This is a genomic window from Thermincola ferriacetica (assembly GCF_001263415.1).
Taxonomy (GTDB): domain Bacteria; phylum Bacillota; class Thermincolia; order Thermincolales; family Thermincolaceae; genus Thermincola; species Thermincola ferriacetica.
Window position 1 is genome coordinate 48090 of record NZ_LGTE01000005.1, and the last position, 26359, is coordinate 74448.

23 protein-coding genes, 1 tRNA gene and 3 other annotated features are annotated in these 26359 nt (G+C 46.4%); of the genes, 1 reads left to right on the forward strand and 23 read right to left on the reverse strand.

Annotated elements, in window-relative coordinates; all coding sequences use genetic code 11:
• Positions 1-16 precede the first annotated feature (16 nt).
• The 17 genes from Tfer_RS05075 to Tfer_RS05150 form a co-directional block, all read right to left on the reverse strand.
• Entirely contained in the window at positions 17-970 is a 954-nt protein-coding gene (locus tag Tfer_RS05075) for a hypothetical protein (protein ID WP_013120728.1), read from the reverse strand.
• 164 nt (positions 971-1134) lie between these two features.
• Complete coding sequence (gene polX / locus Tfer_RS05080) at positions 1135-2862, reverse strand: DNA polymerase/3'-5' exonuclease PolX (protein WP_083436794.1); 1728 nt, start codon at positions 2860-2862, stop codon at positions 1135-1137.
• Positions 2863-2978: 116 nt separating this feature from the next.
• On the reverse strand, positions 2979-3242 hold the full coding sequence (gene zapA / locus Tfer_RS05085) for a cell division protein ZapA (RefSeq protein WP_052217170.1): 264 nt from the start codon (positions 3240-3242) through the stop codon (positions 2979-2981).
• 90 nt (positions 3243-3332) lie between these two features.
• Positions 3333-5756, reverse strand: coding sequence for a phenylalanine--tRNA ligase subunit beta (gene pheT / locus Tfer_RS05090; RefSeq protein ID WP_052217171.1), 2424 nt, complete (start codon positions 5754-5756; stop codon positions 3333-3335).
• Positions 5757-5816: 60 nt separating this feature from the next.
• Entirely contained in the window at positions 5817-6839 is a 1023-nt protein-coding gene (gene pheS / locus Tfer_RS05095; RefSeq protein WP_052217172.1) for a phenylalanine--tRNA ligase subunit alpha, read from the reverse strand.
• Between the two features lie 102 nt (positions 6840-6941).
• Positions 6942-7205, reverse strand: a binding site (T-box leader).
• Positions 7206-7226: 21 nt separating this feature from the next.
• A complete protein-coding gene (locus Tfer_RS17270; protein ID WP_152908973.1) occupies positions 7227-7319 on the reverse strand; it encodes a YqzL family protein in 93 nt (30 codons plus the stop codon).
• A gap of 79 nt (positions 7320-7398) precedes the next feature.
• Positions 7399-8205 (reverse strand): TrmH family RNA methyltransferase, encoded by an 807-nt coding sequence (locus tag Tfer_RS05100; protein WP_052217173.1) that lies wholly within the window; start codon positions 8203-8205, stop codon positions 7399-7401.
• A gap of 4 nt (positions 8206-8209) precedes the next feature.
• The gene (locus tag Tfer_RS05105) at positions 8210-8857 is read right to left on the reverse strand and encodes a potassium channel family protein (protein ID WP_013120734.1); all 648 of its coding nucleotides are present in this window, start codon (positions 8855-8857) and stop codon (positions 8210-8212) included.
• 65 nt (positions 8858-8922) lie between these two features.
• Entirely contained in the window at positions 8923-10263 is a 1341-nt protein-coding gene (locus tag Tfer_RS05110; protein WP_052217174.1) for a TrkH family potassium uptake protein, read from the reverse strand.
• A gap of 305 nt (positions 10264-10568) precedes the next feature.
• On the reverse strand, positions 10569-10928 hold the full coding sequence (gene rplT, locus Tfer_RS05115; protein ID WP_013120736.1) for a 50S ribosomal protein L20: 360 nt from the start codon (positions 10926-10928) through the stop codon (positions 10569-10571).
• Positions 10929-10985: 57 nt separating this feature from the next.
• Complete coding sequence (rpmI, locus tag Tfer_RS05120) at positions 10986-11183, reverse strand: 50S ribosomal protein L35 (RefSeq protein ID WP_013120737.1); 198 nt, start codon at positions 11181-11183, stop codon at positions 10986-10988.
• Positions 11184-11198: 15 nt separating this feature from the next.
• Positions 11199-11720 carry a translation initiation factor IF-3 gene (gene infC, locus Tfer_RS05125; protein WP_013120738.1) on the reverse strand — a complete coding sequence of 174 codons (522 nt, stop codon included), beginning with the start codon at positions 11718-11720 and terminating at the stop codon, positions 11199-11201.
• A 17-nt stretch (positions 11721-11737) separates the two neighbouring features.
• Positions 11738-11872: a sequence feature (ribosomal protein L20 leader region), on the reverse strand.
• Positions 11873-11937: 65 nt separating this feature from the next.
• Positions 11938-13851 (reverse strand): threonine--tRNA ligase, encoded by a 1914-nt coding sequence (gene thrS / locus Tfer_RS05130; protein WP_052217175.1) that lies wholly within the window; start codon positions 13849-13851, stop codon positions 11938-11940.
• 62 nt (positions 13852-13913) lie between these two features.
• Positions 13914-14144 (reverse strand) — a binding site (T-box leader).
• 54 nt (positions 14145-14198) lie between these two features.
• Positions 14199-14801 carry a DUF445 domain-containing protein gene (locus Tfer_RS05135; RefSeq protein WP_013120740.1) on the reverse strand — a complete coding sequence of 201 codons (603 nt, stop codon included), beginning with the start codon at positions 14799-14801 and terminating at the stop codon, positions 14199-14201.
• A 529-nt stretch (positions 14802-15330) separates the two neighbouring features.
• Positions 15331-16245 carry a putative sporulation protein YtxC gene (ytxC, locus tag Tfer_RS05140; RefSeq protein ID WP_052217176.1) on the reverse strand — a complete coding sequence of 305 codons (915 nt, stop codon included), beginning with the start codon at positions 16243-16245 and terminating at the stop codon, positions 15331-15333.
• A gap of 136 nt (positions 16246-16381) precedes the next feature.
• A tRNA-Val gene (locus Tfer_RS05145) sits at positions 16382-16456 on the reverse strand.
• 81 nt (positions 16457-16537) lie between these two features.
• Positions 16538-18241 carry a peptidoglycan D,D-transpeptidase FtsI family protein gene (locus Tfer_RS05150; protein WP_052217177.1) on the reverse strand — a complete coding sequence of 568 codons (1704 nt, stop codon included), beginning with the start codon at positions 18239-18241 and terminating at the stop codon, positions 16538-16540.
• Positions 18242-18696: 455 nt separating this feature from the next.
• On the opposite strand from Tfer_RS05150, the gene Tfer_RS05155 reads away from it, so the two are divergent.
• Positions 18697-20556 (forward strand): glycosyltransferase family 39 protein, encoded by a 1860-nt coding sequence (locus tag Tfer_RS05155; RefSeq protein ID WP_052217178.1) that lies wholly within the window; start codon positions 18697-18699, stop codon positions 20554-20556.
• Here the strand turns inward: Tfer_RS05155 and Tfer_RS05160 are convergent.
• From Tfer_RS05160 to Tfer_RS05185, 6 genes are all read right to left on the reverse strand, one after another.
• Positions 20514-20747: a DUF4911 domain-containing protein gene (locus tag Tfer_RS05160; protein ID WP_013120752.1), complete on the reverse strand. Its 234-nt coding sequence runs from the start codon at positions 20745-20747 to the stop codon at positions 20514-20516. The genes Tfer_RS05155 and Tfer_RS05160 overlap by 43 nt on opposite strands.
• A 12-nt stretch (positions 20748-20759) precedes the next feature.
• A complete protein-coding gene (locus Tfer_RS05165; protein WP_052217240.1) occupies positions 20760-21935 on the reverse strand; it encodes a peptidase U32 family protein in 1176 nt (391 codons plus the stop codon).
• 93 nt (positions 21936-22028) lie between these two features.
• Positions 22029-22682, reverse strand: a complete 654-nt coding sequence (locus tag Tfer_RS05170; RefSeq protein WP_052217179.1) for an O-methyltransferase — start codon at positions 22680-22682, stop codon at positions 22029-22031.
• 108 nt (positions 22683-22790) lie between these two features.
• Positions 22791-23957 carry an endolytic transglycosylase MltG gene (mltG, locus tag Tfer_RS05175; RefSeq protein ID WP_052217180.1) on the reverse strand — a complete coding sequence of 389 codons (1167 nt, stop codon included), beginning with the start codon at positions 23955-23957 and terminating at the stop codon, positions 22791-22793.
• 46 nt (positions 23958-24003) lie between these two features.
• Positions 24004-24738: a P-loop NTPase family protein gene (locus tag Tfer_RS05180; RefSeq protein WP_013120756.1), complete on the reverse strand. Its 735-nt coding sequence runs from the start codon at positions 24736-24738 to the stop codon at positions 24004-24006.
• A gap of 94 nt (positions 24739-24832) precedes the next feature.
• On the reverse strand, positions 24833-26359 hold the full coding sequence (locus Tfer_RS05185) for a VanW family protein (RefSeq protein WP_152908975.1): 1527 nt from the start codon (positions 26357-26359) through the stop codon (positions 24833-24835).

A 26359-nucleotide genomic window follows, 5' to 3' on the forward strand; every position in this document is an offset into this window, starting at 1 on the left:
GCTTCCCACATTTGCCTTAACTTCTCTGGTATCTAGTAAATCCCGCACAAGGGATGATATCAATCCCCTGCGAAACCAGGTTGTCTACGATAAGGTTCATCCCCAGCGAATCACTGGCCATATGTCCCGCAATAACAACGTTTATATGGTTTTTTTCCGCTTCCTTACGATGTTTTTCCCCAATGTGCATACATACCAGCGTGCCGACGCCGGCCTGAGCCAGTTTGCTGAAGGCATCCTCGGAACCGCCTGTGCCGCCCGTCATATCGACAAAAATTTTACCCGTTTTACGTTCCTTGGACCCCGTAACTATCGTCGGTCCTGCGCTGTTTTTAACGGCTTCCTGGTATTCGGGCAGGTCCTTGAGTATCTTCACTACTTCTCCTACGGTGTCCGGTTTTTTCTTATCAAAAAGGTTCTGCAAAAAAGTAGTAACCATATTATCGGCGGGAGTATGGCAGCACATAAAAGGAATGTCCAGTATTCTCGCCACATCTACCGCTTTATTATGATTTAAGGGCAAGAGCCCTCTTTTAACTTCGCTGATCCTGGACACCATGATGCCCTGGGCCACGCTGATGGGCACGCCAAATTTTTCTAATATTTCTGATTGCATATGCATGACTTCAGAAAGGGCAGCAAGAGCCTTACCTTCCGGGTGATGGGCGATGACCAGGTCAATGTTCCGTCCCTTTTCTTTTAGACGATCTGCCAACAGGATTTCGGCCGCTTCAATATCGATACCGACAAGAGCTGTCTTTACCTCCCTGTCACCGTCACCGTATAATATACGGGTATCGCTGTACGGGTTGGTTAGAGCTTCCTGATCAAATTCTTTTTTCTCGGTACCTTTCAGCTCCTTGAAGGCTTCTTTGGCTTTTTTCAGGTCCCTTTCGACCTCTTTTTTTCCCCGGGGATCATTCTCAATACCTTTCCGGACCACCAGTTCGTATATGTCCCTTAACTTCAACCCACATCCTCCTCTAAACTTAATTTATTTTTAACTGCTATGAACAAGCACATATTTTTTCTATATTCTCTTAAATACAAAAAATTCCTTTTTAAGGTAGCATTTTTTCCAACTTTGATGCTGCTCTTTTACAATAATTATACCCTTATAAAGAAGTGTGTATTTTACCGGTTCTTCAGGAACCTCCTTAATTTGTCGTAATCCCAGGTATTGATAACATCTTCTTCTTCAAGCCAGCCCCGGCGGGCGGTCCCAATACCATACCGGATTTCGTTCATTCTGATAACTTCATGGGCGTCGGTATTAATAGCTATTTTAATGCCCATTTCTTTGGCCTGCCGGACATAAAGGTCATTCAAATCAAGTCTGTCCGGTGAAGAATTGATTTCCAGTACCGTATTGTATTTGGCCGCCATCTCGAAAATCCTGTCCATGTCTACTTCGTATGGATCCCGACGCCCGATGAGGCGTCCGGTAGGATGCGCAATAATATCAACGTGTTCGTTCTTGATGGCTGAAATGATCCGTTCTGTAATTTTTTCTTTATCCTGCCGGAAACCGGAATGAATTGACCCGATGACGACATCTTTTTCGGCCAAAATTTCATCGGGGTAATCCATATCCCCGTTGGCTAAAATATCAGCTTCCACACCGGTCAGTATATGAATTGCTTCTTCTTTTTGCAGCGCGTTAATAACTTCCTGTTGTTCAGTCAGTCTCTCTGTCGACAACCCCCGCGCAATTCCAAGGGACCTGGAATGATCTGTTATGGCAATATATTCGTAGCCCATTTTTTTGGCCTGCTCAACGATCTGTTCTATGCTGTTCACTCCATCGCTCCAGTTGCTGTGTAAATGCAGGTCGCCTTTCATGTCATCGTACCCGATGACATGCGGCAGCCTACCCTCCTCCGCAGCAAACACCTCGCCCCTGTCCTCCCGCAATTCCGGGGGAATATAGGCCAGTCCCAGCGCCGTATAGATATCTTCTTCCCCCGATACAGGAATTCTTTCGTCCGAATCTGTTTTGAACAAACCGTATTCATTTATCTTTATACCGATTTTATGGGCTCTTTCCCGCAGTCGGACGTTATGTTCCTTGGAGCCGGTAAAATGATGCAGGGCCGTCCAGAATTCATCAGGTCGTACAAGCCGCAGGTCAACCTGTACCCCGAATTTTAACAAAACACTGATTTTCGTACTGCCGTGGGCCAGGACTTCTTTCACCTGAGGGTGTTTAATAAATACCTCGGCCACCTTTTCGGGTTCTTCGGTGCCGACCACAATATCAATATCCCCAATAGCTTCTTTCATACGGCGTGTACTCCCGGCTGTTTCCGCGTCCACCACCCAGGGCAGACTGCGCAAAAAATTCAATAGACTATCAGCTACAGTCCAGGCCAACCCAAGGGTAATCCGGCCCCGACCGCCGGATTTCAGCATTTCGATGCCCCGCAATATATTCAGTTCCGTTTTACTGCCCATTCCCGGCAAAGAACGGATCTTTTTGCCGCGAGCCGCATCCTCAAGTTCTTTTAAACTGCTTATGCCAAGCTTTTCATAGAAAGTTCTGGCCATTTTGGGTCCGACACCGGGAACATTCATCATTTCAACCAAACCGGGCGGAATCTCGCCCCGCAATTTTTCCAGGTAGATCAGCCGCCCCGTAGACAGAAGTTCCTCTAATTTGGCCGCTATGTTCTTTCCTACCCCGGAAATGCCGTTCAATTTCTTTTGTCTAAATAAATCGGTAATATCGACATCCAGGTTTTCAATTGCCCGGGCGGCCCGCTGATAAGCCCTTATCTTGAAGATATCTTCTCCTTTAATTTCCAAAAGCGCGGCTATTTCGTCCAATACCCAGGCAACTTCAATATTTCCGAACTTCTTCACCTTTCCACCGCTCCCATACATGTACCGGCTATATTAGGTTACCCAGAAAAGAAAGCAAGTAATACCTAAAAAGGCTCATGGAAGCTTAAACCATGAGCCTTGACTGCGTGTACTATTTAGGCCTGCTTTTTTTCGGTATCCATCAGTTTGACCAGAGTATCATAATCTTCCTGCAGTTTGCATAATTCATCAGCTATATTTAAAGCAGCCAAAACAGCCACCTTGGTAACAGACAGCCGGGAATTTTTCGCAGCAATTTGTTTCATTTTTTTGTCCACATATTCTGCAATCATTTCAATGTATTCTTCGGGCATATCGCCAATCACTTTATACTCTTCGCCAAAGATTTCAACCGCTACTTTGTTTTTTTTCCCCTGCATAAGGCCACCCTCCCGAACTATCTTTGGTAGAATAATTCGGCATCAGGCGACAAATTCCTTCCAAATCCCTCAATTTCTTGCAACTCCTGCTTATGCCCTCATTTGAGCGCCAAACTTGGTCTGCAAAGCGTTCTGAATCTTTTCGTACAAATCGTTAACTTCTTCATCCGTCAGGGTCCGGTCATTGGATTGGAAAAGGAAGGCATAAGCCAAACTCTTGTACCCTTTCTGAATCTGTTCACCCTGGTAGACGTCAAAAAGGCGGACGTTTTTCAGAAGGGGCCCCCCCTGCTGCCGGATTTCCGCAAGCAGGTCGGCTGCCAAAACTTCCTCTTTTACAACTACGGCCATATCCCGCTCTACCCCAGGGTACTTGGGCAGGCTTCTGTACATTTTAGTTTTTACTGAAACAGCTATGATTTCTTCTAAGGCCAGCTCCATCACATAAACGCGACCGGAAAGGCGGTAATTTTCCATAACTTCAGGGTGCACTTCGCCTATAAATCCTACCGGTCGGCCAGCCAGCAGCACCTGGGCCGTTCTGCCCGGATGTAGAGCCGGATGTCCCGGGAAAGGAACAAAAGACGTTTCTTTAACACCCAGCTCTTCTAACAAAGTCTCCAGAATTCCTTTCAGGTAGAAGAAATCCATTGGTTCGGCTTTTTGATTCCAGTTTTCCGGCCGGTTACCTGTAACAACCGCTCCCAAAGTAAGCTCTTCCCTGGGTAGTTTTTCTCCGGCCACAGGAATAAAGATATTGCCCATTTCAAACAATGCCAGGTCCTTGTTTTTCCGGGCCAGGTTCCTGGCTACAACCTCCAGCATACCGTGCAGCAAAGTTGTCCGCATAACCCCTTGTTCCTCACTGATAGGATTCTGCACCACCACGGCGTTACGAAATTCCGACTCAGCGGGTAAATTCAGCATATCAAAGGCTTTCGGATTGATAAAACTGTAAGTAATTATTTCGTTTAATCCAAAACCTGTTAAAATACTTCTTACCTTGTCCTGCATGCCCTGTTCAAAGGTCTTTTTGCCCTGGGTTGAGCGGCCTGAAGGCAATTCGGTAGGAATCCGGTTATACCCATATAACCGGACCACTTCTTCCATCAGGTCTACTTCACGGGCAATGTCTCCCCTGAAGGTAGGTACCGTAACCAGCAACACTTCATCCTTAGCCTCGACGGGAAGCTGGAGCCTGTTCAGGATGTCAACCATGGTTTTTGTCGGAATATCGGTGCCCATTACCCGGTTAAGTCTGGCAGGCCGTAATGTAATTTGCAGGTTTTCGACGGGGCAGGGGTAATTATCGACCACCCCGGCTACAATCTCTCCCGCTCCCATTTCGGCAATTAACTGGGCCGCCCTGTCGATAGCCCTTAAACATCCGTTAGGGTCAACGCCCTTTTCAAAGCGCAGCGAAGCCTCAGACCGTAATCCTAAAGCCCTGGAAGTTCTCCGTACACTGGGCCCGTTAAAACATGCTGACTCCAGCAGCACATTAACGGTATTTTCCGTGATTTCCGAATCAAGCCCACCCATAACCCCGGCGACAGCTACCGGGACACAACCGTCAGCTATCACCAGCATATCGGAATTCAATGCCCTTTCCTGATTGTCCAGGGTGACTATTTTCTCCCCTTCACCGGCCCGGCGAACAATAATGATTTGCTCCTGTATTTTATCAAAATCAAAGGCATGCAACGGCTGGCCCAATTCCATCATCACGTAGTTCGTAACGTCTACGATATTGCTGATTGGCCTCACCCCCGCTGCCCGCAGCCGTTGCTGCATCCACTCCGGCGACGGGGCAACCTTGATATTGCGCACAAGGCGCCCGATATAGCGGTTGCAGAGTTCCGGAGCCTCTATAACCACCTTCACCAGGCCATCAATTTTTTCACTGGTTTCAGGCACCGAAATCCTGGGCGGCCTGAAATCGGTCCCCAGGACAGCGGAAACTTCCCGGGCTACGCCGACCATACTGAGACAGTCAGCCCGGTTGGGGGTTAGCTCCAGCTCAAGAATAACATCATCCAAGCCGAGAACTTTCTTTATGTCCTCTCCCAATGGTGTTCCCTCAGGCAGAATGATAATTCCTTCCTGCTGGTCGGGCGGAAAGCCCTTTGGGTCCAGGCCCAATTCCTGGGCTGAACAGACCATCCCTGCCGATTCCACCCCCCGCAGCTTAGATTTACCGATCTTGATTCCTCCTGGCAGTTTGGCGCCGACCAGGGCTAATGCTACAATCTGTCCTTCAGCAACGTTGGGGGCGCCGGTCACGATCTGCAGATTTTCAGCTTGTCCGCAGTTTACAGAACAAACCACCAATTTGTCGGCATTGGGGTGCCTTTCTATTTTTTCAACTTTGGCAGTGACTACCTTCTCGATATCTTTCCCCAGGTATTCAATATTTTCGACAGCCACACCGGAAAAAGTAAGCCGTTCTGCCAGTTCTTCCGGACTTACAGGTATATCAACGTATTCCTGTAACCATTTATATGAAACCCGCATAAATTTCCTCCTTTATTCAGATTAACAGCCAACGGCCGGTAATTTTTTTAAAAAGCAACGTTAGAACTGCTCCAAAAACCTCTTGTCGTTCTCAAAGAGCAACCGCATATCATCAATGTTATATTTTAGCATAGCCACCCGTTCCACACCCATGCCGAAGGCAAACCCGGTAACCTCTTCAGGATTGTAACCGGACATTTCCAGCACCCGCGGGTGAATCATGCCGGCGCCCAGTATCTCCAGCCAACCGGTATTGGCGCATCCCCGGCAGCCCTTGCCGCCACAGGCCATACAGGAAATATCCACCTCAGCACTGGGTTCGGTAAAGGGGAAAAAACTCGGCCGCAAGCGAATCTCCCGGTCTTCCCCAAACATCTGGCGGGCAAAAGATAATAAAGTTCCCTTTAGCTCAGCAAAAGTAACATTCCTGTCAATTAGTAAACCTTCCACCTGGTGAAACATCGGTGAATGGGTAGCATCATCGTCACGCCTGTATACTTTTCCCGGAGCAATAATCTTCACCGGCACATGCGGCGCCTTTTTCTCCATTACCCTGGGCTGAACCGGAGACGTATGGGTGCGCAGTAAAACTCCCTTGCTTATATAAAAGGAATCCTGCATATCCCGGGCCGGGTGATCCGGCGGAATGTTCAGCGCCTCAAAGTTATAATACTCAAGCTCTACCTCTGGGCCCTCGGCTATCTCATAACCTAACCCGACAAAAATCTCTTTAATTTCATCCAGCACTGCCGTTAACGGATGTTTTTTCCCTACCTGTACGACCTTCCCGGGTAAAGTCACGTCAATTTTTTCTGCCCGCAAACGTTCCTGCCTGGCAGCCTCCTTCAAAGTTATCAACCTGGCCGCCAGGGCCTCTTCCAGCTTGGCCCTGACTTCGTTGGCCAGTTGGCCTACCCTGGGCCTCTCATCGGGTGACAGGCTTCCCATTCCGCGCAGAATACCCGTTAATAGCCCTTTTTTACCCAGGTACTTGATTCTTATTTCATTAACTTCATCCATTGTTGCAGCTTCGGCTATTTCCGCCAAACCTTTGGTCTGCATGCGCTGTAAATCCTCTTGCATAGTCCTCCTCCTTTGTTTGAGCCTTAAAAGAAAGAAAATTATGCCGATAATCACGGCATGATATTTACTTTAAGATATCTGAACATAAAAAAAACCTTCGCCCACAGGGACGAAAGTTATATTCCGCGGTACCACCCTATTTAGTATCCAACAAGGTTACTCACTCCACCAGGTACAAGCAAAATTTAACTGCTGATACCTGCTTCAAGATAACGGTTGAAGTCGCCGGCTCACCCTACTGTAAATTTCAGGCGGCTGCTCCCGGGTGAACTTCCCTTAAAATTGCCTTCAAAAGGCTTCCAGTCTCCGGCCTTTTGTCCCTGTAAGGCAACTTTTTAAGGTACTTTTCCCGTTCAACGCTTTTCTGTATATATATGCCGGCTGCCATTAATGAACAGCTAGCCTTTTGTATAAAATGTAGGCAGTGATAGAACCAGTAGCTTCAAATATCCTCCAAAAAAATTCGGCGGTTAAAAACATTTAACCACAACCTTTCAGCGGTTTTTGGGGGACCTTTGCCTCTGATTATATCACATGAATACCGGTTTTACAAGTCGGTTTAAGCCTGTCCGCAAGCTCTTTGCCGCGCTGCTTCAAATAAGATTATTCCTGTCGCCACCGACACATTCAGGGATTCCGCTTTGCCCGGCATTTTAATTGCCACCCGGTAATCGCTATTCTCAATGGCAAAGGAGCTTGCTCCGCTGGCTTCATTCCCCACTACCAGGGCAACAGGCTCCGAATAATCAACTGCCAGATACGAGGATGAATCTTTGGAGATATCAGTCACTATCAGTTTTAATCCATGTTTTTTCGCCAGGTGGCAAGCTTCTTCTATAGAATCAAAATTAATAATGGGCACATGGAAGACAGACCCCATAGTAGCCCTTAATGTTTTGGGGTTGTATAAATCAGCCGTCCCTTTCACCAGGGCCACCCCCGTCACCCCCGCCGCATCGGCTGTTCTGATAATAGTACCAAGATTTCCCGGGTCCTGAACCTTATCGATAATGAGTAAAAAGGGATTGGCTACCACAAATAAATCCTCCGCGCGGAATTCCTTCTTCCTGACCAAAGCCGCAATCCCTTGCGGGGTCTCCGTATCAGTTATCTTTTTGAACAACTGGTCGGCAATAATGGTAATGGGGATTTTATCAGATATTATACTTTGAAAAGACGGATTTTTTTCCAAAACGCCGGCAGCCAGAATTAACTCTTCAATATCCGCTCCCGATTGAAGGGCTTCCTGAACAAAACGCAAACCCTCCACCAGGAACTTCCCTTCCCGGTCCCGGTATTTTTTTTGTAGCAAAGACTGCAGGTACATGATGCGCATGTTTTTCGCACTGGTAATAGTCTCTTTCATCTCCTTATTCCCTTTCCAGCCTGCGAAGTTTTTCGTTTTTACCGATGGCAACCAGGATATCGTTTTCCCGTATTACCTCATCTGGCTGCGGTGCCACAAGAATATCCCCATCTCTTTTTATCGCCATTATCGTAACCTCATAACGGGCTCTAAGCTCGGACTGGCGCAATGATTTACCCACTAAAAAGTCAGGGGCAACCACTTCCAAAATGCTGTGTACCGGCGATAATTCTATGTGGTCTAAAACGTTGGAGGAAACTAGACTGTGCGCAACTTTAGCTCCCATGTCGCGCTCGGGATAAACTATTTTATCGGCTCCTATTTTAGCCAGCACTTTTCCGTGCAAATCGTTTTGCGCCTTTACAACGACGCATTTTACGCCCATTTCTTTTAGCATTACGGTTACAAGAATACTGGCCTGGATATCCTTGCCGATAGCCACGATAACCACTTCGAAGTTCCTTATGCCCAAGGCTTTCAGGGCATCTTCATCCAGTGCGTCAGCCTGTACACAGTGGGTAACAGAATCTACCATTTCCTCGATCCGTTCTTCATCACTGTCAATAGCCAGGACATCGTGTCCCATGTTGTATAAAGTTTTGGCAACACTGGAACCAAAACGGCCCAACCCGATAACAGCAAACTGTTTCAATGCCTTTCCCTCCCATTTTTATTTGTTTGGAAGCACAACATTTCCTTTGTCTAACCGATGATTGTTTAACCGACCATGACTTTTTCTTCCGCATACCGAAACGCAGTTCCCCGATTTTTCTTGGCTATCGCAAAAGCCAGAGTGAGAGGCCCAACCCGGCCCATAAACATGGTCAAGATGATCACAATCCGGCCTATGGTGCTAAGCTCCGGGGTTAATCCCATACTTAAACCCACGGTACCAAACGCTGAGGTGGTTTCAAACAAAACGGCCAGAAACTGGGCCTTTTCCGTTATGGATAACAACATGGAAACCCCGATGACAAGAGTCAAAGCAGCAAACATAACCGTCAGCGACTTATACACCTGATCCTTGGGAATACGGCGTTCAAAAATTACCACATCGGAGTCGCCTCTGATCATACTCCATACGGCAACAAAAAGGGTCCCCAAAGTGGACGTCTTAATTCCGCCACCCGTTGAACCGGGCGATGCACCGATAAACATGAGAATTACCAGCAAAAATTGCGTTGCATTACGAAGTTCAGCAATATTCAGGGTGTTAAATCCGGCCGTTCTCGGTGTCACTGACTGAAAGAACGAAGCCAGCAGTTTACCTCCCATATTCAATTGTCCCAAAGTATGGTCGTTAGAATATTCCAAAGCAAAAACTGAAACCGTCCCCAGGGCCAGCAGCAAGGTCGTCATGGTTAAGACCAATTTTGTATGCAGACTGAATTTTTTCCACCTACGTCTGGTAAATATGTCCACCAGTACAGTAAAACCAAGACCCCCGAAAATAATCAAGGCAGCAATCATCAAATTTACCACAACATCGTCGGCGAAAGACGTCAGACTTCTAAATTCGCCAAATAAGTCAAAACCCGCATTGTTAAAAGCCGATACGGCGTGAAATAACCCGTAATAGAAGGCCTTGGCCGGGCTCATATCCTGCATGAATCTTAGACCGAGAACAATCGCGCCAAACCCTTCAAAACAGAAGGTCATAATAAGAATGTACTTGGTTAGCCGGACCACACCTTCCATGGTCAACTGATTCAAAGCTTCCTGCATAATCAGGCGTTCCTTGAGTTTGATGCGCTTGCCCATCAGCAATGCAAATAAAGTAGCTGTGGTCATAAACCCCAATCCGCCTATCTGGATAAGAAACATGATAACCAACTGTCCGAAAATAGAGTAGTGGGTTCCTGTATCCACAACAACCAAACCTGTTACACAAACGGCCGATGTAGCGGTAAACAAAGCATCCAGAAAAGGAGTGGGTTTACCGTCAGCTGCCGCTGCAGGCAATGATAAAAGTATGGCGCCCATCAATATGACTGTAGCAAAACCGATTACCAGGACCTGGGGGGGACTTAGTTTTATCTTTGGTTTATTAAGATCCATCTGGAGGTCCCCTTTCAATTACTCTCAATAAGTAAGTATTGTCATAAGTCGAAAAAAATAAAATCTAGTTTATCATAAATCGTATAATTTAAAATGTCCAATCTTAATTTCAACGAAATTGTTCACAATTTTCAGCATTAAGCAACCCTTTGGCAATTTAAGGAGATATTCTTAGCAATACTTATTATTCCATCATTTTACTTAACATAGCTTTTTAAACGGAAGATGTCCACCGGGTTGTTTGGAAAAAGGAATAATAAAAAGCATGGGTAATATATCCCATGCCTCATTCTGATCTTTTGAATTTACGCGTTAACTTTGGCTTTGGCAGCTTCCACGAGCTTCCCAAAAGCCTGTTGGTCGTTCACAGCCAGGTCCGCAAGCATTTTACGGTTTACTTCAATGCCTGCCTTTTTCAAGCCGTTAATAAGTTTGCTGTAAGAGATGCCGTTAATTCTGGCTGCCGCGTTAATTCTGGCGATCCACAGCTTGCGGAATTCTCTCTTTTTGGTCCGCCTGTCTCTGTAAGCATAAGCCAAAGATTTAAGCACCTGTTCGTTGGCAGGCCGAAACAGTTTACTTTTTGCACCCCGGTAACCTTTAGCCAGTTTAAGTATTTTTTTATGTCTTTTACGGGTTGTAACCCCACCTTTAACTCTCGGCATTCTATTACCTCCTTTGTACAGATTATTTCCGGAACAATGCCCTTCTAAGCCGCGAGATTAAGCGTAAGGAAGCAGAAGTTTTACCTTTTTGGTATCTGCAGCGCTCACCAAACCAGGCTGCCGCAAATTACGCTTTCTCTTGGCGGATTTCTTTTCCAGAATATGGCTTTTATAAGCTTTCGCTTTTTTCACCTTTCCGGAGCCGGTAACCTTAAACCTTTTGGCTGCGCCCCGGTGAGTTTTCATTTTGGGCATAAAATTTCCTCCTCTCTAGTCTTGTTTTGGTGCTAGAATCATTACCATGTTACGGCCTTCCACCTTAGGCTGTCTTTCCACAATGGTGATATCTTTTAACTGATCAACCACTTTATCGAGAAGCTGCTTCCCCAAATCAGTATGAGCCATTTCACGGCCTCTGAACATGACAGTCACTTTCACCTTATCGCCGTCTTTGAGAAACCTGACGATGTTATTGGTTTTAGTAACCAAGTCATGGGCCTCAATATTGGGCCTCAGCTTGATTTCCTTAACATTAATAATTTTTTGTTTCTTACGGGCTTCTTTTTCGCGTTTGCTCTGCTCATACTTATATTTCCCATAATCCATGATTCGGCAAACAGGAGGCTTAGCGCTGGGAGCTACCTCGACCAGGTCAAGATCCTTTTCCTGGGCAAACCTTAAAGCTTCTTTAAGGGGAACTATCCCTAACTGTTCCCCGTCAGAGCTGACCAGCCGTACCTCTTTAGCTCTTATTTCCTCATTAATTCGCAAATCCTTGCTAATAATTGTCACCTCCTGGATTATTACCCATCCAAAACTAAAAACGGATGGACATACTCCATCCGCTGCAAATCAACAGTTACAACTAAACAAATGCTGTACGAACCTTATTAACAACCGTAAGGCGTCATAAGGTGAGAAGCGGATGGCTTCTGCTTAAAATGATTATTATTTATTAAATTTTACTTTGTTATTATAGCATTGCTCCCATTACTTGTCAAATATTTTGTCACCTGACTTTTTCTTTTATTTCTTTGGTTATTAGGGCCACAAAATCATCTGCACTTACAGCGCCTTTGTCGCCTTCGCCACGTTTTCTGACGGCAACGGTCCCGGTTTCCATTTCCTTATCCCCAACAACCAGCATGTAGGGTACTTTTTCCACCTGAGCTTCCCTGATTTTATACCCGATCTTTTCATTACGAGCATCAACCTCAACCCGGACGCCCTTTTCTTTTAACCGGTCGGCTACTTTTTCGGCGTATTGTTTACTCCTGTCTGTTACCGTCATGATTTTTGCCTGAACAGGTGACAACCAGACAGGCAGAGCTCCGGCAAAATGTTCGATTAGAATCCCGATAAAGCGCTCAATACTGCCAAAAACAACCCTATGAATCATGACCGGCCTGTGTTTCTGTCCATCTTCACCTACATAAGTCAGGTCAAATTTTTCCGGCATGAGGAAATCCAATTGGATTGTACCGCACTGCCAGGTTCTGCCTAGGCAGTCCATCAGATGGAAGTCTATTTTGGGTCCATAGAAGGCACCGTCACCCTCGTTAATCTTGAAATCCATACCTTTGGCTGCCAGTGCTTCTTTCAAAGCATTTGTGGCCAGGTCCCAAATTTCATCGGAACCCATTGCTTTTTCCGGTTTGGTACTCAGCTCCACGTGGTATTTAAAACCAAATACTTTGTAAAAATTATCTATCAGATCAATAACCCTAATGATTTCATCTTTTATCTGGCTCGGCAGCATAAAGATATGGGCATCATCCTGGGTAAAGCATCTTACACGCATCAAACCGTGCAGCACGCCGGACATTTCGTGCCGGTGCACCAGACCCAATTCTGCCAGCCTGATCGGGAAATCCCGGTAGCTGTGCAGCCTGGTTTTATAAACCAGAATACTGCCGGGACAGTTCATGGGTTTAACGGCAAAATCAATGTCGTCAATTTTGGTAAAGTACATATTTTCACGGTAGTGGTCCCAGTGGCCCGATTGTTCCCATAAAGACCGGTTCAGGATTATGGGAGTCCTGATTTCCTGGTATCCGGCCTTTTCATGCTGTTCGCGCCAGAATTTCTCCAGTTCGTTCCTGACAATCATCCCCTTGGGATGGAAAAAAGGAAAGCCGGGCCCTTCTTCCTGAATGGAGAAAAGGTCTAACTCAGCGCCCAGTTTGCGGTGATCACGTTTTTTCGCCTCTTCCAGGCGGAATAAGTATTCATCAAGTAAACTTTTCTTGGGGAAGGAAGTTCCGTAAATCCGTTGCAGCATTTTATTCTTTTCACTGCCGCGCCAATAAGCGCCCGCCAGGCTCATGAGTTTAATTGCTTTAAGTTTTCCGGTACTGGGTACGTGCGGACCGGCACACAGGTCAACAAAATCTCCCTGTTTATAGCAACTGATAACGGCGTCTTCCGGGAGGTCATTAATCAGTTCTACTTTATAGGGTTCCCCCATTTCGTTAAACAGCTTCAGGGCTTCTTCCCTGGACAGTTCGGACCTTTCAAAGGGGAGGTCCTGCTGAACGATTTTCTCCATCTCTTTTTCTATCTTCTCTAAATCTTCCGGAGTAAAGTTTTCTTTCACATCAAAATCATAATAATATCCGTCGGTAATAGCCGGGCCGATTCCCAGTTTTGTTTCAGGAAACAAATGCTTGACTGCCTGTGCCAACACGTGGGAAGAACTGTGGCGAAATACCTCCCGCCCCTCTTCGTCATCGAAAGTAAGAATTTCCAAGGTACTGTCTTCGTTAACCGGTCGGGACATATCCACCAATTTGCCGTTAAGCCTGGCAACCAAAGCGTTCTTGGCTAAACGGGGGCTGATATCACCTGCTATATCGGTAATAGTTGTGCCGGCTTCATATTCTCTTATACTACCGTCTTTTAAAGAAATTTTGATTTTTGCCATTTTTCTACCTCCAGGTCCTCAAATAATGAAAATATTAAAACCTCCCGCCACTGAATTATAATTCCAGGGACGAGAGGTATGTTTCCCGCGGTTCCACCCAGGTTCCTAATAACCCCTGCGGATTATTAAGCACTCATCACAGGATAACGGCCTGTCCGTCCCGGTTTAGTGTTATTTCCACCGGGATGCTCCAAGGCGGTTCTTCGATATTTCCCCCCTACCGGGGCTTCCAGCCTCGACCCCGGCTCTCTGTAAGGTTAAAAATATCTACTCTTCCTCTTCCTCGCATTTGATTACTTATCAACCACTTTCAATGCCTTCATTATAATCTCTGGTCAAAGGGCTTGTCAAGCTCGTATCTGCAGTAAAATAACCTGCAAACACCCAATAAAGAAGCCCAGTACTCCGCCTAAAACTTCAATATGTTTAAGTTCCCTGGAAGCAATGCCAAAAATAAGCTGTTCAAGTTCCTGCAGGTTGAAATTATTCACCTTTTCCTCCACTATCGGAGCCACATGTAAATCCTCCCTGAGATGCTCCGCCATTTTATCCATAACACGGTCAATAATTTTCGGCATTTCTCTGTCCAAAATTTCCTCGGCCGCCTGTCCCAGCAAATGGCGGATTGAAATAGGCAAGAAATTCGGGATCTTTTGCATGATACGGCTTTTGATAATTTCCTTAGCCGATTTTTCAAAATTGGCCGTTACCCGGTGGCTGCTGAACTGGGCCAGTACATCTTCAACACAGAGCAATTGTCCTTCAATTATCTCGCCCAGGTTTTTGGCCATCTCCTTTTGTCTTTTGGGAATAACCCCCTGAAAAACCCAATTAGTCAAAGGAATTTTAACAGGCTTATATGGCCAAAACAGCATTTTTATGGCCAAAACATTGGTAATCCAGCCGATTAAAGCGCTGATCACGGGTATCGTTAAAAGCTTCCAGTCCATATCCATTCCTCCGGCTTCCGATACTGACTAAACTATACCAGATATTCAGAAACCGCGCAATATGTCGAAACAAACCAAAAGAATTACCGCTGTAAGGTAAAACAACCGTTGCTCTGAAGCTCCGGGCAAAGACAGTGTAAACTTCGTTCAGTTGAAATCACTGAACCCGGCCAAATCGTCGTCCGTGACTCAATGGCCGGGTTTCCTGCGTCCATGCCGGAAACAGTGATTTCAAGCCTTCACTGTCGTTAACACTGTCTACCCTCCCTCCGCCAGGTCACAACTTATTGTTTTACCTCCACAGCATTATCTGCGACTACAAGACACTGGCTGTTTCACTAATAAAGCAGCTACCCACAGGAACGGAAGGATGGAAGGGGTGCTGAGGCTACCGTTAAGGAGCGACTGCGTTCGCAAAACCGCAGGCAGGAAGGCGGGGAGTTCCCGCATGTTTGAAGATAGCGAAGGCCGCCGGGAAGTCCGGCGCTCAACTTATGTTGAGTGCCTATTTAGAAATATGCGGCATCGGTCAATGTTTCTGCAAATGCACCTCGTTTTCCCGGCAAAGTTCACAACCACCACAATACTTGACCCGCTCCCCGAAAACACCGACAATTGTGTCAATACTGGTTAACATTTTATCCTCTTCCCGGCAATGTAGGATTATGGTAGTAGGCGCTATTGTTATCAAGGCGCTTATCAGCAGGTCTTCATAATTAAGTTCACTGTCCCCAAGCTCGACAATAAATCCATCCAGGTATTCGCAGTTAATGCTTTTGTTTGATGCGTCCAGCAGTTTAAACATACCTGAAGGTTGGATAAGCACCTGTACCACATCCAGCCGGGGTTCCTGAATATCTACAAAGTATTTGAGCAGGCGAAGAAATTCTTTATACTCTTTATCCAACAGATAATCGTCAGCAGCTTTTTCCGCGATTTTCGTCAATTCCTCAATATACTCTTTTAAGCGAAACCTGATAAACCCTTCGATAACTATGTTGTTGTTCGTCTGCAGGTATTCCAGAACCCGTCTTAAAATGAGACTCTTCCGACTTAATTGCTCATACATGGCTTCTCCGTTTTCGTGACCTAAATTTAAATGTTTTAGGGCAAATTCAGAAATAGTCTGCTGTTCTTCCTTGGAAAAATAATAATAATTCTCCCTAATTATTTCTTCTAAAAGGGTGCGCTCCCAGTTATTTACAATAATATCAGAAACAGCATTAGCCACATAATGCTTGAAAATATTTTTTGTGTCTTCTTCAGAGTAACCGGCATCTCCATAATCAGCAATATTATATTCCAGGAATACGTAGTCGCCCTTTTTTCCCTCTTCACAGGAAATTTTTATACCGTCATTTTCCAATAACCGAAATTCTTGATCCAGTTTTTCCTTTACATAATCTATATGGTTAGCAGCACCAATACAGAATGATGCCGACATCAATATCACCACCCCCATCTTTGCTACTAGTATATGTGTAAGATTTTTTTTGTATACAGTAGCCTTTCAGGGGAAGAATGGAATAAAAAATGACAAAAATAAAAGCTCCGGAAATCTCCGAAGCCTTGATTTTTTATGGTGGGCATACGTGGAATCGAACCACGGACCTCTTCCGTGTCAAGGAAGCGTTCTCCCTCTGAACTATATGCCCATTTTTTTGAACCACGTATATATATTATAGCTGATTCAAATTAAAAGTCAAGCTTGCAATTGTAATGATGAGACAATGAATTTATTCCAACATTAGCATGGTTTCCATTATTTCCCTGAATACCGGCGCCGCCGATTTGCCTCCGCTCTCGCCGCCTTTAATCAGCACTGTTACTGCATATCTGGGCGCATCCAGGGGAGCATATCCCGTAAACCAGGCATCAACGATGCCCTGGTTCTTGTCAACCTGGGCCGACCCTGTTTTACCGGCGCTGCCCCATCCGGGTACATACGCCAGTTTTCCCGTTCCCATAGTAGTTACACCCTTAAACATCTCCCGTAGGGTACGGCTGGTTTCCGGACTGAGTGCCCGTTCACCTGCATCAGGCGCGAAGGCCTTTGTCAAATTATAATTGCTGTCAAGAATTCCCATAACCAGGCGCGGCTTTTTGTATATTCCGTCCCCGGCAATAGCCGCCATCATGGCCGTCACCTGGACAGGCGTAACCAGCACAGGTCCCTGTCCAATACTGCTGTTAACAATGGTGTAAGGTTCTGTTAGTTTGGCCAGGTTTTCACCGGCATCCCCGGCGTGTGGGATACCAATGATCCCGTTCTCGGCAAAGCCCAATTTGCGGGCATACTCAATCAAGTTAGCGGCGCCGATTTTCTGTCCTACCCGGGCAAAAGCAGGATTGCAGGAATAAGCCATTGCTTCCGCAAAACTGATCAGCCCATGGCCTTCCTTACGGTAGCATTTAACCGGTTCATCTCGTTCACCCAGGCACAAAAACCTGGAATCGGGCCTGACAGCTCCCAATTCCAGCGCCGCTGCCGCGACAACAGGTTTAAAGACAGAACCCGGCTGTAAAAACTGGAGGCAGTTATCCAAAAAAACATTCCCCTGATCATTGTTTTGTAAAGCGGAACTTATGTTATTCGGGTCAAATACAGGTCGGCTGGCCAAAGCCAGGATATCGCCGCTCCGGATATCCATTACAACTACGGCGCCTGCCACAATTTTATGCCTGTCCAGAGCCTGTTCCACAATCAACTGGATGCGCTTATCTATGGTTAATATTAAATGATTTCTTCCGGGGTCTTTTACCTTGTTAACTTTCACGTCCAGCCCTTTAAGCGGCCTGTTTTTAGCATCAGTTGGAATTTGCAGGTACGTTTCGTAACGGGTACCTTTTAACCAGCGTTCATAATATCGTTCCAAACCGATTTTCCCTACCAAATCAGTCCTGGAGTAGGCTTTTTGCATTGGGTTGCTTGCATACCTGGCCAATTCCGCCCCGGAAATTTTCCCTAAATGGCCAATCAGGTGGACGGCCAGGGGATTTACGTCGTATCTTTTCTTTATATAATATACCTGTACACCCTCCAGCCTCATCCTTTTTATGGCCTGGGCCTGCCTTAATGAAATCTCGTTCGGAAGCATTCCCGGCCGGCGGGCAAACCGTTCCAACAAAACCTGGGGGTCCGCCTGCAGTATGCTGCCCAGACGTTGAGCTGTGGTCACCTTGTCTTTCATCAAATAGGGTAAGACTATTACTTTAGGTACAAAACCGCTTCCCGTTAGAGGCACTTTATTTCTATCCAATATATCTCCCCGCGCCACTTCTTCCAGGGGGATAATCTGGTTTTGCTGGGCTTCGGCCTTGGCGGCATAATCGGCGGCATGCCGGATTTGTACAACAAATAAACGGCACAAAAGCAGAGCAAAACAAAAAATAAAAATCCAAAAGGTCTGAATAATGCGTTTTTGTCTGCGGAATTCCATTCCGTCAACCCCCTTGCCTAATTTTAGCATCGGCAAAAAGGCTGTTTTTTAAACAAACATTAAATAAAAGGGTTGGGTTGTTTTACCGGGTTTTCTGGCTCGCCGCATGTTTATCTAACTGCAAATTCTTCCGCAACAGAGCCTTTCCCCGAACTCGACGGCTGATCAAGCATTCTAAAAGGTCAGGCCGCCTCACGTTTCGGATAAACCGAAACTTCCCGGCGGCCTTCGCCGTCTTCAGACAAGACGGGGAATCGAGCCCTGTTACGCGGAACTTTTGCAGTAAGATGCACCACAGCGGCAACGCAATGAAAATCCTTTTTAAAACAACCCAACCCTTTATAGTGCCCTCGGACCCCTGCCTGCTGCCCGGACAGGTTGCAACTATTTCCTCAATAATGCTATACTTTGATAAGGAATGTTAACCAAAAACGGTTTTTTCACGGAGGCTCGGCATGGTACGTTTATCAGGCTTGATTAAAACCAAAAGCCCTTACATAGTCCTGGTCCTGGTTTTCTTGCTATGTTTAATTTTATTGGTTGTCGTTGGCGGCCGGGTAGCCAGCGATGGGTATAATTATTTCGCTTATCTCCGTTCTGCCGTAATTGACGGGGATTTGGATTTTCACAATGATTTTCAGCACTACCCCAAAGCCTTCTGGCTTACTTATAATCCGAAAGATACCGTAACGGGCCATTTTACCAATGTTTTTTCCGTTGGGCCAGCCATCCTCTGGTCGCCTTTTTACCTGGCTGCCCACCTTTTTGTGCTGGTTATAAACCAACTGGGCGGTTCCATACCCGCCGACGGGTTTTCCGCGCCATACCAGTTGGCCGTATCTTTGGCCAGCCAGGCCTATGCCTTTGCCGGCATCCTTTTGGTTTACCGTTTGCTTACCAGGTATTTTTCGGCTTCCATTTCACTGCTGGCCACTCTGACGGTCTGGCTGGGCAGTTTTTTGCTATACTACATGATTTTTGAACCGTCTATGTCCCATTGCGTTTCCTTTTTTGCCGTAACCCTTTTCATCTACCTCTGGCACCGGTCCCGGAAACACCGGGATATCCGGGACTGGTTTTGGCTCGGGCTGGCCGCCGGTTTAATGATGCTGGTCCGATGGCAAAACGGTATCTTTATGCTTCTACCGGCCCTGGACGCGGCAGTTGACTATTATAAGCTACAGCAACAGCGCAATTATGGCGATATCAGGCATCTGTTGGCCGGTCATATGGTGTTTCTGGCCTCAGCCATAGCAGCCTTTCTGCCCCAAATGATTGTCTGGAAAATTATTTACGGAGGGTTTCTGACCATTCCCCAGGGCAGTTCCTTTATGAAATGGACAACTCCCTTTATGTTGGAAACCCTGCTTTCCTCCAGGCACGGGCTTTTCAGTTGGCATCCCGCTTTATATCTCGGCGCTTTGGGCTGGTTTATCCTGTTCAAGCGCGACAAAGGATTAACCATAAGAATCTTTCTCCTATTCCTGGCCATGACTTACGTAAACAGCGTGGTCAAGGACTGGTGGTCCGGATGGGCCTTCGGGATGCGCAGGTTTGACGGCTTCCTGCTTTTCCTGGCCCTTGGGCTGGGCAGCCTTTTAACGGCAGTCACCGATTACATAAAGAAAAGGCCTGCCGTTGCGGTGTACCTCTGCATGGCAGCCTTAATTGCGGGCAATATCCTGTTCATGAATCAGTTCAGGGGTCGCGTTATCCACCAGGGCGGTGTGGTGGCTTTCGATACGGTTTTTAAGAACATGGTTGAACAAATATACAAAAGGACGGGTAATCCTTTTTCCTTCCCGGCCAACCTGTATTTTGCCGTTAAATACGGCGAACCGCCGCGGCGCTATGATTCCCTGGTTGGTGTTTATGTGGACGACCCTTATTTCTTCGGCCCGAAAATGGACCTGGGACGCCAGCGTTTTTACCTGGGCAAGGGCTGGTCCCAAACTTCGGAAACCTGGCAGGGACAGTTCGACTACCTGCGCAGCCTTGCAGTCAATCCCACAGTATACATGCCCCTCCGCAGCAAAGGCAACTATGTGATGCGAATACGTATGGCGCCACTTCAGGAAAACCTTGTGGGTGTACAGGCATTCAGTGACAATTTTTCTTCTCTGAGAATAAAAATCAATAAAAAAGCCAGTGTGGAAATCCGACTGGACAAAGCATGGAAAACCTATGAGATTTCCCTGCCCGAGCAAAACCTCTCGGCGGGAATTAACGTGCTGGAATTTTCCCTGCCGAAAGGCCAGGTAATAGGTATCGATTACATCGAATTTTCCCCCCGCCCTTCTCTGTCCAGGGAATAAACAAGCGGCCTGGGGAAATTTTGCAAAATTTCCAGCACCTCATCCCTGGTATCAGGCGTCACATGGATATATACTTCACCGGTTTTGGGGTTGCCCGTACTGACTATGCCCAAGCCGTCAAACCCCTCCATAATATTGTCCAGGTATATAATGTCCCGAGGGTCCATCTTGATATAAATCTTATTTTCCATCATTTACCCCCTTTAGGGCAGTTTGTGTTCCGCTTCCGGCTTGGCCCGGCGTATCAATGAAAAGGGCTCTACCCTGACCGGCATTTTTATTTTCACAATTTGCTGCGGGTGTGGTGCCGCTTCAATCGGTTGTCCGTCCTCATCCCACATCTCATTTATTTCTACTTCCATAGGCCCCATGTTAGGTCCCACAATCTCCACCCGGTCTCCCCGAGCAAACCTGTTCCGTTGTTCAACAACGGCTGTCTGCTCCTCCGCAAGGTACTCTTTGACCAATCCGACAAAATCATAGGTCCGTTTATAGGAACAGGAATAGTTTTCGGCTGCCGGCTGCCGGCCAAAATAGAAACCGGTCGTATATTCACGGTGGCTTACCTTCATGATTTCCTCCAACCATTCTTCCCGAAAACGATACTGCTCAGGGTTTTCCATAAAAGTATCAATAGCTTGCCGGTAGGCCTTGAGCACCGTGGCCACGTAGTGAATACTCTTCATCCGGCCTTCTATCTTAAAGCTCCTGATACCGGCAGTCACCAGTTCAGGGATGTGCCGAATCATGCATAAGTCCTGCGAATTAAAGATATAGCTGCCCCGTTCATCTTCCATAATGGGGAAATATTGTCCCGGCCTGTTTTCTTCCACCAGGGCATATTTCCACCGACACGGCTGGGTACATTCACCCAAATTGGCCGACCGCCCGGTCATGAAGTTGCTCAAAAGACACCGTCCGGAATAGGAAATGCACATGGCTCCGTGTACAAAGGCTTCCAGCTCAATATCCACCCTGTCATGAATCTCTTTTATCTCTGCCAGGGACAGTTCCCTGGCCAATACTATTCTTTCTACTCCCTGCCGGCGCCAAAAGTCCGCGCTGGCCCAGTTGGTGGTATTGGCCTGAGTGCTCAGATGCACAGGTATTTCCGGCGCAATATCCCGGCAGATGGCAAAAATTCCGGGATCGGACACAATCAGGGCGTCCACGCCTATATTCCTTAACTGCTTTAAATATGCGGGCAAACCGGGCAGGTCCCGGTTATGGGCAAAGATATTGACGGTAACATAAACCTTGACACCTCTCGTATGGGCAAATTCCACACCCGTTTTCATGTCTTCAATGGTGAAATTACCCGCTGCTGCCCGCAACCCGTAGCGGTGTCCTCCAATATATACGGCATCGGCTCCATACATAATAGCAATTTTCAGTTTTTCCAAATCTCCTGCCGGAGCTAACAGTTCAGGTTTGTTAAACACATGCTGAAACCCCTTTCCGTTAATACTTGGTTAGCCCGTTTTATAGCCCACTACCAACCCGTCCCCCATGGGGATGACTGACGCTACCAATCCGGGGTATCCGGTAATCATTTTTAAAAATTCACGTAAACGGCGTACCATCGTCCGCTGCCGCCTTTCGATATCTTCATCATTGCATACAACCAGGCCGTCGGCCAGAACATTATCGAATATGATCAGGCCGCCTGTCTGCAGCCTGGGGTACAGTTCTTCAAAAAAGCTGCTGTACTGGCCTTTGGCGGCGTCAACAAAAATAAAATCATATGTCCCGCTTAAGGTGGGCAGTATGTCGGCTGCGTGGGCTTTGATAACTGAAATTACGTCCTCCAGCCCGCTCTGTTTGATACTGTTTAATGCCTTTTCATATCTCCTCTGGTTAATTTCTATAGTCGTCACCCGGCCGCCATTCTGTTTGGCAACCCGGGCCAGCCAAATCGTAGAGTACCCTATGGCGGTCCCAATCTCCAGAATATTTTGGGCCCGGCTCTGCAAGGCCATCAAATGCAAAAACTGCGCTACTTCCGGCAAAACAATAGATACATACTCCTGTTCAGCTTTTTCTTCCAGTGATTTCAAGAGCAGGTCCCGTTCCGGAACCAGTTGCCGAAGGTAATTTTCTATTTCCCTGTTTACAACGTGCGCCAATTAAACCACCCATTCGTCAGTCCCATACATGGAAAATGTGTGGCCCAAACCACACACTCAGCCACATTATTTATATTATACCACAGTTCGTCAGGATTACCAGCAACACTAATCATTAAAGGTTTCCTTTATATATTTGGCTTTAGCCCGGTTGTGTTCGGCCAGGGTCCTGCTGAATACGTGCCGACCATCCTGCGAGACAACAAAGAAAAGATAATCCACATTGGCAGGATTCACAGCAGCCTGCAAGGAAGCCCTGCCCGGCGAAGCAATAGGAGTCGGTGGCAATCCGCTATATTTATAAGTATTATATGGTGAATCTATCTGCAGGTCCTTGTTCAGCAGCCTGGCCTTTGGCTGGCCCAAGGCATACTGTACCGTTGCACATGATTCCAGTTTCCATCCCTTTTTCATGCGGTTTAGAAATACAGCAGCCACTTTGGGCCGTTCTTTATCTACTTTGGCTTCCCGCTCCACAATAGAAGCCAGGGTCACGGCCTGGTGCAGGGTAAGGCCCAGTTTCTGAGCTTTTTGCCTGAATTCGGGCGTAGCTTCACGGGCAAAACGGGCCAGCATCATATCAATTATTTCTCTTTCTGTGGTTGTGGCCGTAACTTTATAAGTATCAGGAAAGAGATAGCCTTCCAGCCTTTTTTCATTGTTGGGCAACCCGTTTAAAAAATCATAATCAAAGTCACCGTTAGCTACCAAATCAAAAAACACTTCTTTGTTAATCAGGTTTTTGGCAGCCAACCGGTCAGCTATCTGCCTGGTATTGAACCCCTCAGGAATGGTAAAAGTGATATACTCCACCGAACCCCCAGTTATTTTAGACATTATTTGCGGCAAACTCATAGAAGTATTCAGGGTATAATTCCCTGCCTTCAGTTTACCGTCAAACCTGTGCAGCCTGGCATAAACCCGGAAAATAAATGAATTTTTGATCAATCCCTTTTCCTTAAGAAGGTCAGCAATTTGACCCGTTGTGGCCCCGGTGGGAACAGTCAGCTTAATCTCAGCGCCATGATCTGAAGCAACGGGTTTTAATCCATTTACATATTGGTTATAACCAACACCGGCGGTTAACCCTAAAAATAGGGCCAATAAAAAAAATGTTTTGGTCACTAACCTGAAAATAAACTGCGGACCCTTTTTTACAGGGGCTTGTCCCAAATGTGCCACCAATATCACTTCTTCCACATAAATTCGATTTTCTACATTATTATACAATGTTCGGCACTGGTAAACAATGAAAAACCACAAAAAATCGCCCATCGATACCCTGCCCTCTCGGGGCCACAGGAGATGGACGAAGGAATAATCAGGCCTCGTTAACTTCTTCTTTTTCCTGCAGGTCCAACAGTAAAAGTGGATCAATAAACCGCTTCAAAAGTTCATCAAGCACCAAATCCATATGTACACCCTGCGTGGCCACTACAGGTATAATTGGTTTGTGGCTGTAGATTCGCTTTAACAGTTTTAATGTGGTAGTCACAACATCCCGCGGAGTTTCATCTATTTTGGTGACCACAATGATATCGGCTTCGTCTAAAAGAATGCTTCCCGTTTCCATAATAATTTCATTTTTAATTCCGGCCGGTACAACCGTAACAAGGATATCGGCCAGTTTTCTGGTAGCTGTTGATTTATAACCGTCATTTATTCCTACAGCTTCTATCAGGGCAATATCAGGTAAAGCAGCCTCCCTGGGGATGTCTTTTTGACTTAGTGCTCCCAAATCCAGTACCGACCTGACTTTGTTCAATTCATCCAGGGCTTTTCTGGCGTGCTGAATCAGCGAGTTCCGTTCCTTAATCTGGTTGACAGCGTTTTTCGTTACGCGTTCAATATCTCCAACAACATCTTCACCCGGTGCCGGTATGGCAATGGTAAGATAAGTGGCATCAATCCCTTTCAATAAATAGGGCTTTTCATCCTGCACCCCGGATCCTATAGCCAAAGGCTGGATATCCTTTGCTTTCAGGCCTTTATACAACTCACCCAAAATGGTAGATTTTCCACTGTCATTTCGACCGGCTATCACTATTTTTTTCATGGCCGCACTCCTTTCAAACAGGTCGTTATCATTAAAGTATATGCCGGCCGCAAAAACTACATGCAAAAAATGCTTCGCGAACGCGAAGCATTTTTTAGCCTGCCGAATTGACCACGCCCGTATTGTTTTGGTTTCCTTGCGGCGCCTCGGGCTGGGGCCCATTGGCAGGCGGTGCCGCAGGAGGCTGGCCGGGTGATAGGGTCCCCTGGCCGGCCACGGGCTTTTTATGGTTATTGGTATTAGTAGAAATGGAAGTTTTGGTTTTAGCCACAACTTTTTTGGTTCCAACCAGTATGATCTGGTCCAAAGGCTTATAGTAACTCGAAGGCAATTTTTCAGCCCGAACTTCCTTTCCGTTTACGAATATGTGCCGCTGAGAAGCGACCTTGTACCCGTTGACGCCCTTTTGTTTAATTACCTGCTTACCTTTATACATTGTCGCATCTTGTTTATAAACCACCTTAAAGGGATAAGTCTTCAATATCTGATTGGTTATTCGAACATCTTTTTTCAGGGCAGTGTCTCCAAATATCTTGACAGTCAGCCTGTTGCCGACCACTTCCGTTTTGAGAACAACCCAGGAGGACAGGTTATTTTTGAATTTAAAGTCCTTTCCCCCGTAAGCTACCGCCGCGTCCTGCCCCATAGGAACGTAACTGACCACCAGGGAATGGTTGGCCCTTTCTATAATGGGCAAACCGGCCAGCAGGACAGCGTTGTAAAGGGTAGTCGATGCCTGGCATACGCCCCCGCCCAGGCTGTCAATAAACTCATTGTTTAAAATGGTAGGCGCCAGTTTATACCCTGCTTCTTTGCTCCTTGGTCCAACTACCTTGTTAAACGAAAAGGTTTCGCCGGGTTTGATAAAAGTCCCGTCTAAAGCGCCGGCGGCAACTTTAATGTTATATACCCTATTGGTTTTCTGGACATTGAAAAAGGTGGAAAAATGGGAAATAATGCCGTTTACATGCATGTTTTCCACCTCTTGAGTGGTCATTTCGGGCTCTTTGGTTTTCAGAACCAGGTTTAAAACAGGTTCCTGCTTTTTATTGAGTATGTCTTCTATTTGCGCCAGGGCATTCTGGGTATCAATAACTTTTCCCTGTTTTCCCGGAATAATCTGTATTGTATCCTGCCGGGTAATAACCAGTTTGGCATCCTGCGGCTCTATTGTGGCGCCAGCCCCCAGTTTTTGGGCCAGCTTTTCAAACTTAGTCCTGGAATAGTTAATTTTTAAAGGAATAATTACCCCCTCACGGGCAATCCTTCTTCTTTCCTGCCATTGGTCCAGAAGAGACCCTTTTCTGCCATACTCCCAGGCCTTTTTTAAAATTCCCTCAACGTCAATGGAGGCATCTATTTCTGCTAATTTAAAGGCCGCTTCTCCTCCAGGGTATTTGACCTGAACCTCTTTTCCACGAATTTGATCATTCAGCTCTTCTAACTTATTCCTGGCTTGTTCCCTGGTTAACATCCCCAGACTGATATCTTCCACCCAGACCCCGGAATAAATTTGGTCTTCCTGAGCTGAAACCGCTATAGCAACAAAAAAAGACAGAACAGCCGATATTGCCACGACTATTGTTGTCAACAAGAAAACTTTTAGTGTACTTAATGACAC

What these genes read in the sequence shown, in the direction of transcription:
- zapA (WP_052217170.1), bottom strand. Translation starts at nt 3,242, where the DNA reads ATGCAGGGGAAAAAAAACAAAGTAGCGGTTGAAATCTTTGGCGAAGAG.
- pheT (WP_052217171.1), bottom strand. Translation starts at nt 5,756, where the DNA reads ATGCGGGTTTCATATAAATGGTTACAGGAATACGTTGATATACCTGTA.
- pheS (WP_052217172.1), bottom strand. Translation starts at nt 6,839, where the DNA reads ATGCAAGAGGATTTACAGCGCATGCAGACCAAAGGTTTGGCGGAAATA.
- Tfer_RS17270 (WP_152908973.1), bottom strand. Translation starts at nt 7,319, where the DNA reads ATGTTTTTAACCGCCGAATTTTTTTGGAGGATATTTGAAGCTACTGGT.
- Tfer_RS05100 (WP_052217173.1), bottom strand. Translation starts at nt 8,205, where the DNA reads ATGAAAGAGACTATTACCAGTGCGAAAAACATGCGCATCATGTACCTG.
- Tfer_RS05110 (WP_052217174.1), bottom strand. Translation starts at nt 10,263, where the DNA reads ATGGATCTTAATAAACCAAAGATAAAACTAAGTCCCCCCCAGGTCCTG.
- rplT (WP_013120736.1), bottom strand. Translation starts at nt 10,928, where the DNA reads ATGCCGAGAGTTAAAGGTGGGGTTACAACCCGTAAAAGACATAAAAAA.
- rpmI (WP_013120737.1), bottom strand. Translation starts at nt 11,183, where the DNA reads ATGCCCAAAATGAAAACTCACCGGGGCGCAGCCAAAAGGTTTAAGGTT.
- thrS (WP_052217175.1), bottom strand. Translation starts at nt 13,851, where the DNA reads ATGGCAAAAATCAAAATTTCTTTAAAAGACGGTAGTATAAGAGAATAT.
- Tfer_RS05135 (WP_013120740.1), bottom strand. Translation starts at nt 14,801, where the DNA reads ATGGACTGGAAGCTTTTAACGATACCCGTGATCAGCGCTTTAATCGGC.
- ytxC (WP_052217176.1), bottom strand. Translation starts at nt 16,245, where the DNA reads ATGTCGGCATCATTCTGTATTGGTGCTGCTAACCATATAGATTATGTA.
- Tfer_RS05150 (WP_052217177.1), bottom strand. Translation starts at nt 18,241, where the DNA reads ATGGAATTCCGCAGACAAAAACGCATTATTCAGACCTTTTGGATTTTT.
- Tfer_RS05155 (WP_052217178.1), top strand. Translation starts at nt 18,697, where the DNA reads ATGGTACGTTTATCAGGCTTGATTAAAACCAAAAGCCCTTACATAGTC.
- Tfer_RS05160 (WP_013120752.1), bottom strand. Translation starts at nt 20,747, where the DNA reads ATGGAAAATAAGATTTATATCAAGATGGACCCTCGGGACATTATATAC.
- Tfer_RS05165 (WP_052217240.1), bottom strand. Translation starts at nt 21,935, where the DNA reads ATGTATGGAGCCGATGCCGTATATATTGGAGGACACCGCTACGGGTTG.
- mltG (WP_052217180.1), bottom strand. Translation starts at nt 23,957, where the DNA reads ATGGGCGATTTTTTGTGGTTTTTCATTGTTTACCAGTGCCGAACATTG.
- Tfer_RS05180 (WP_013120756.1), bottom strand. Translation starts at nt 24,738, where the DNA reads ATGAAAAAAATAGTGATAGCCGGTCGAAATGACAGTGGAAAATCTACC.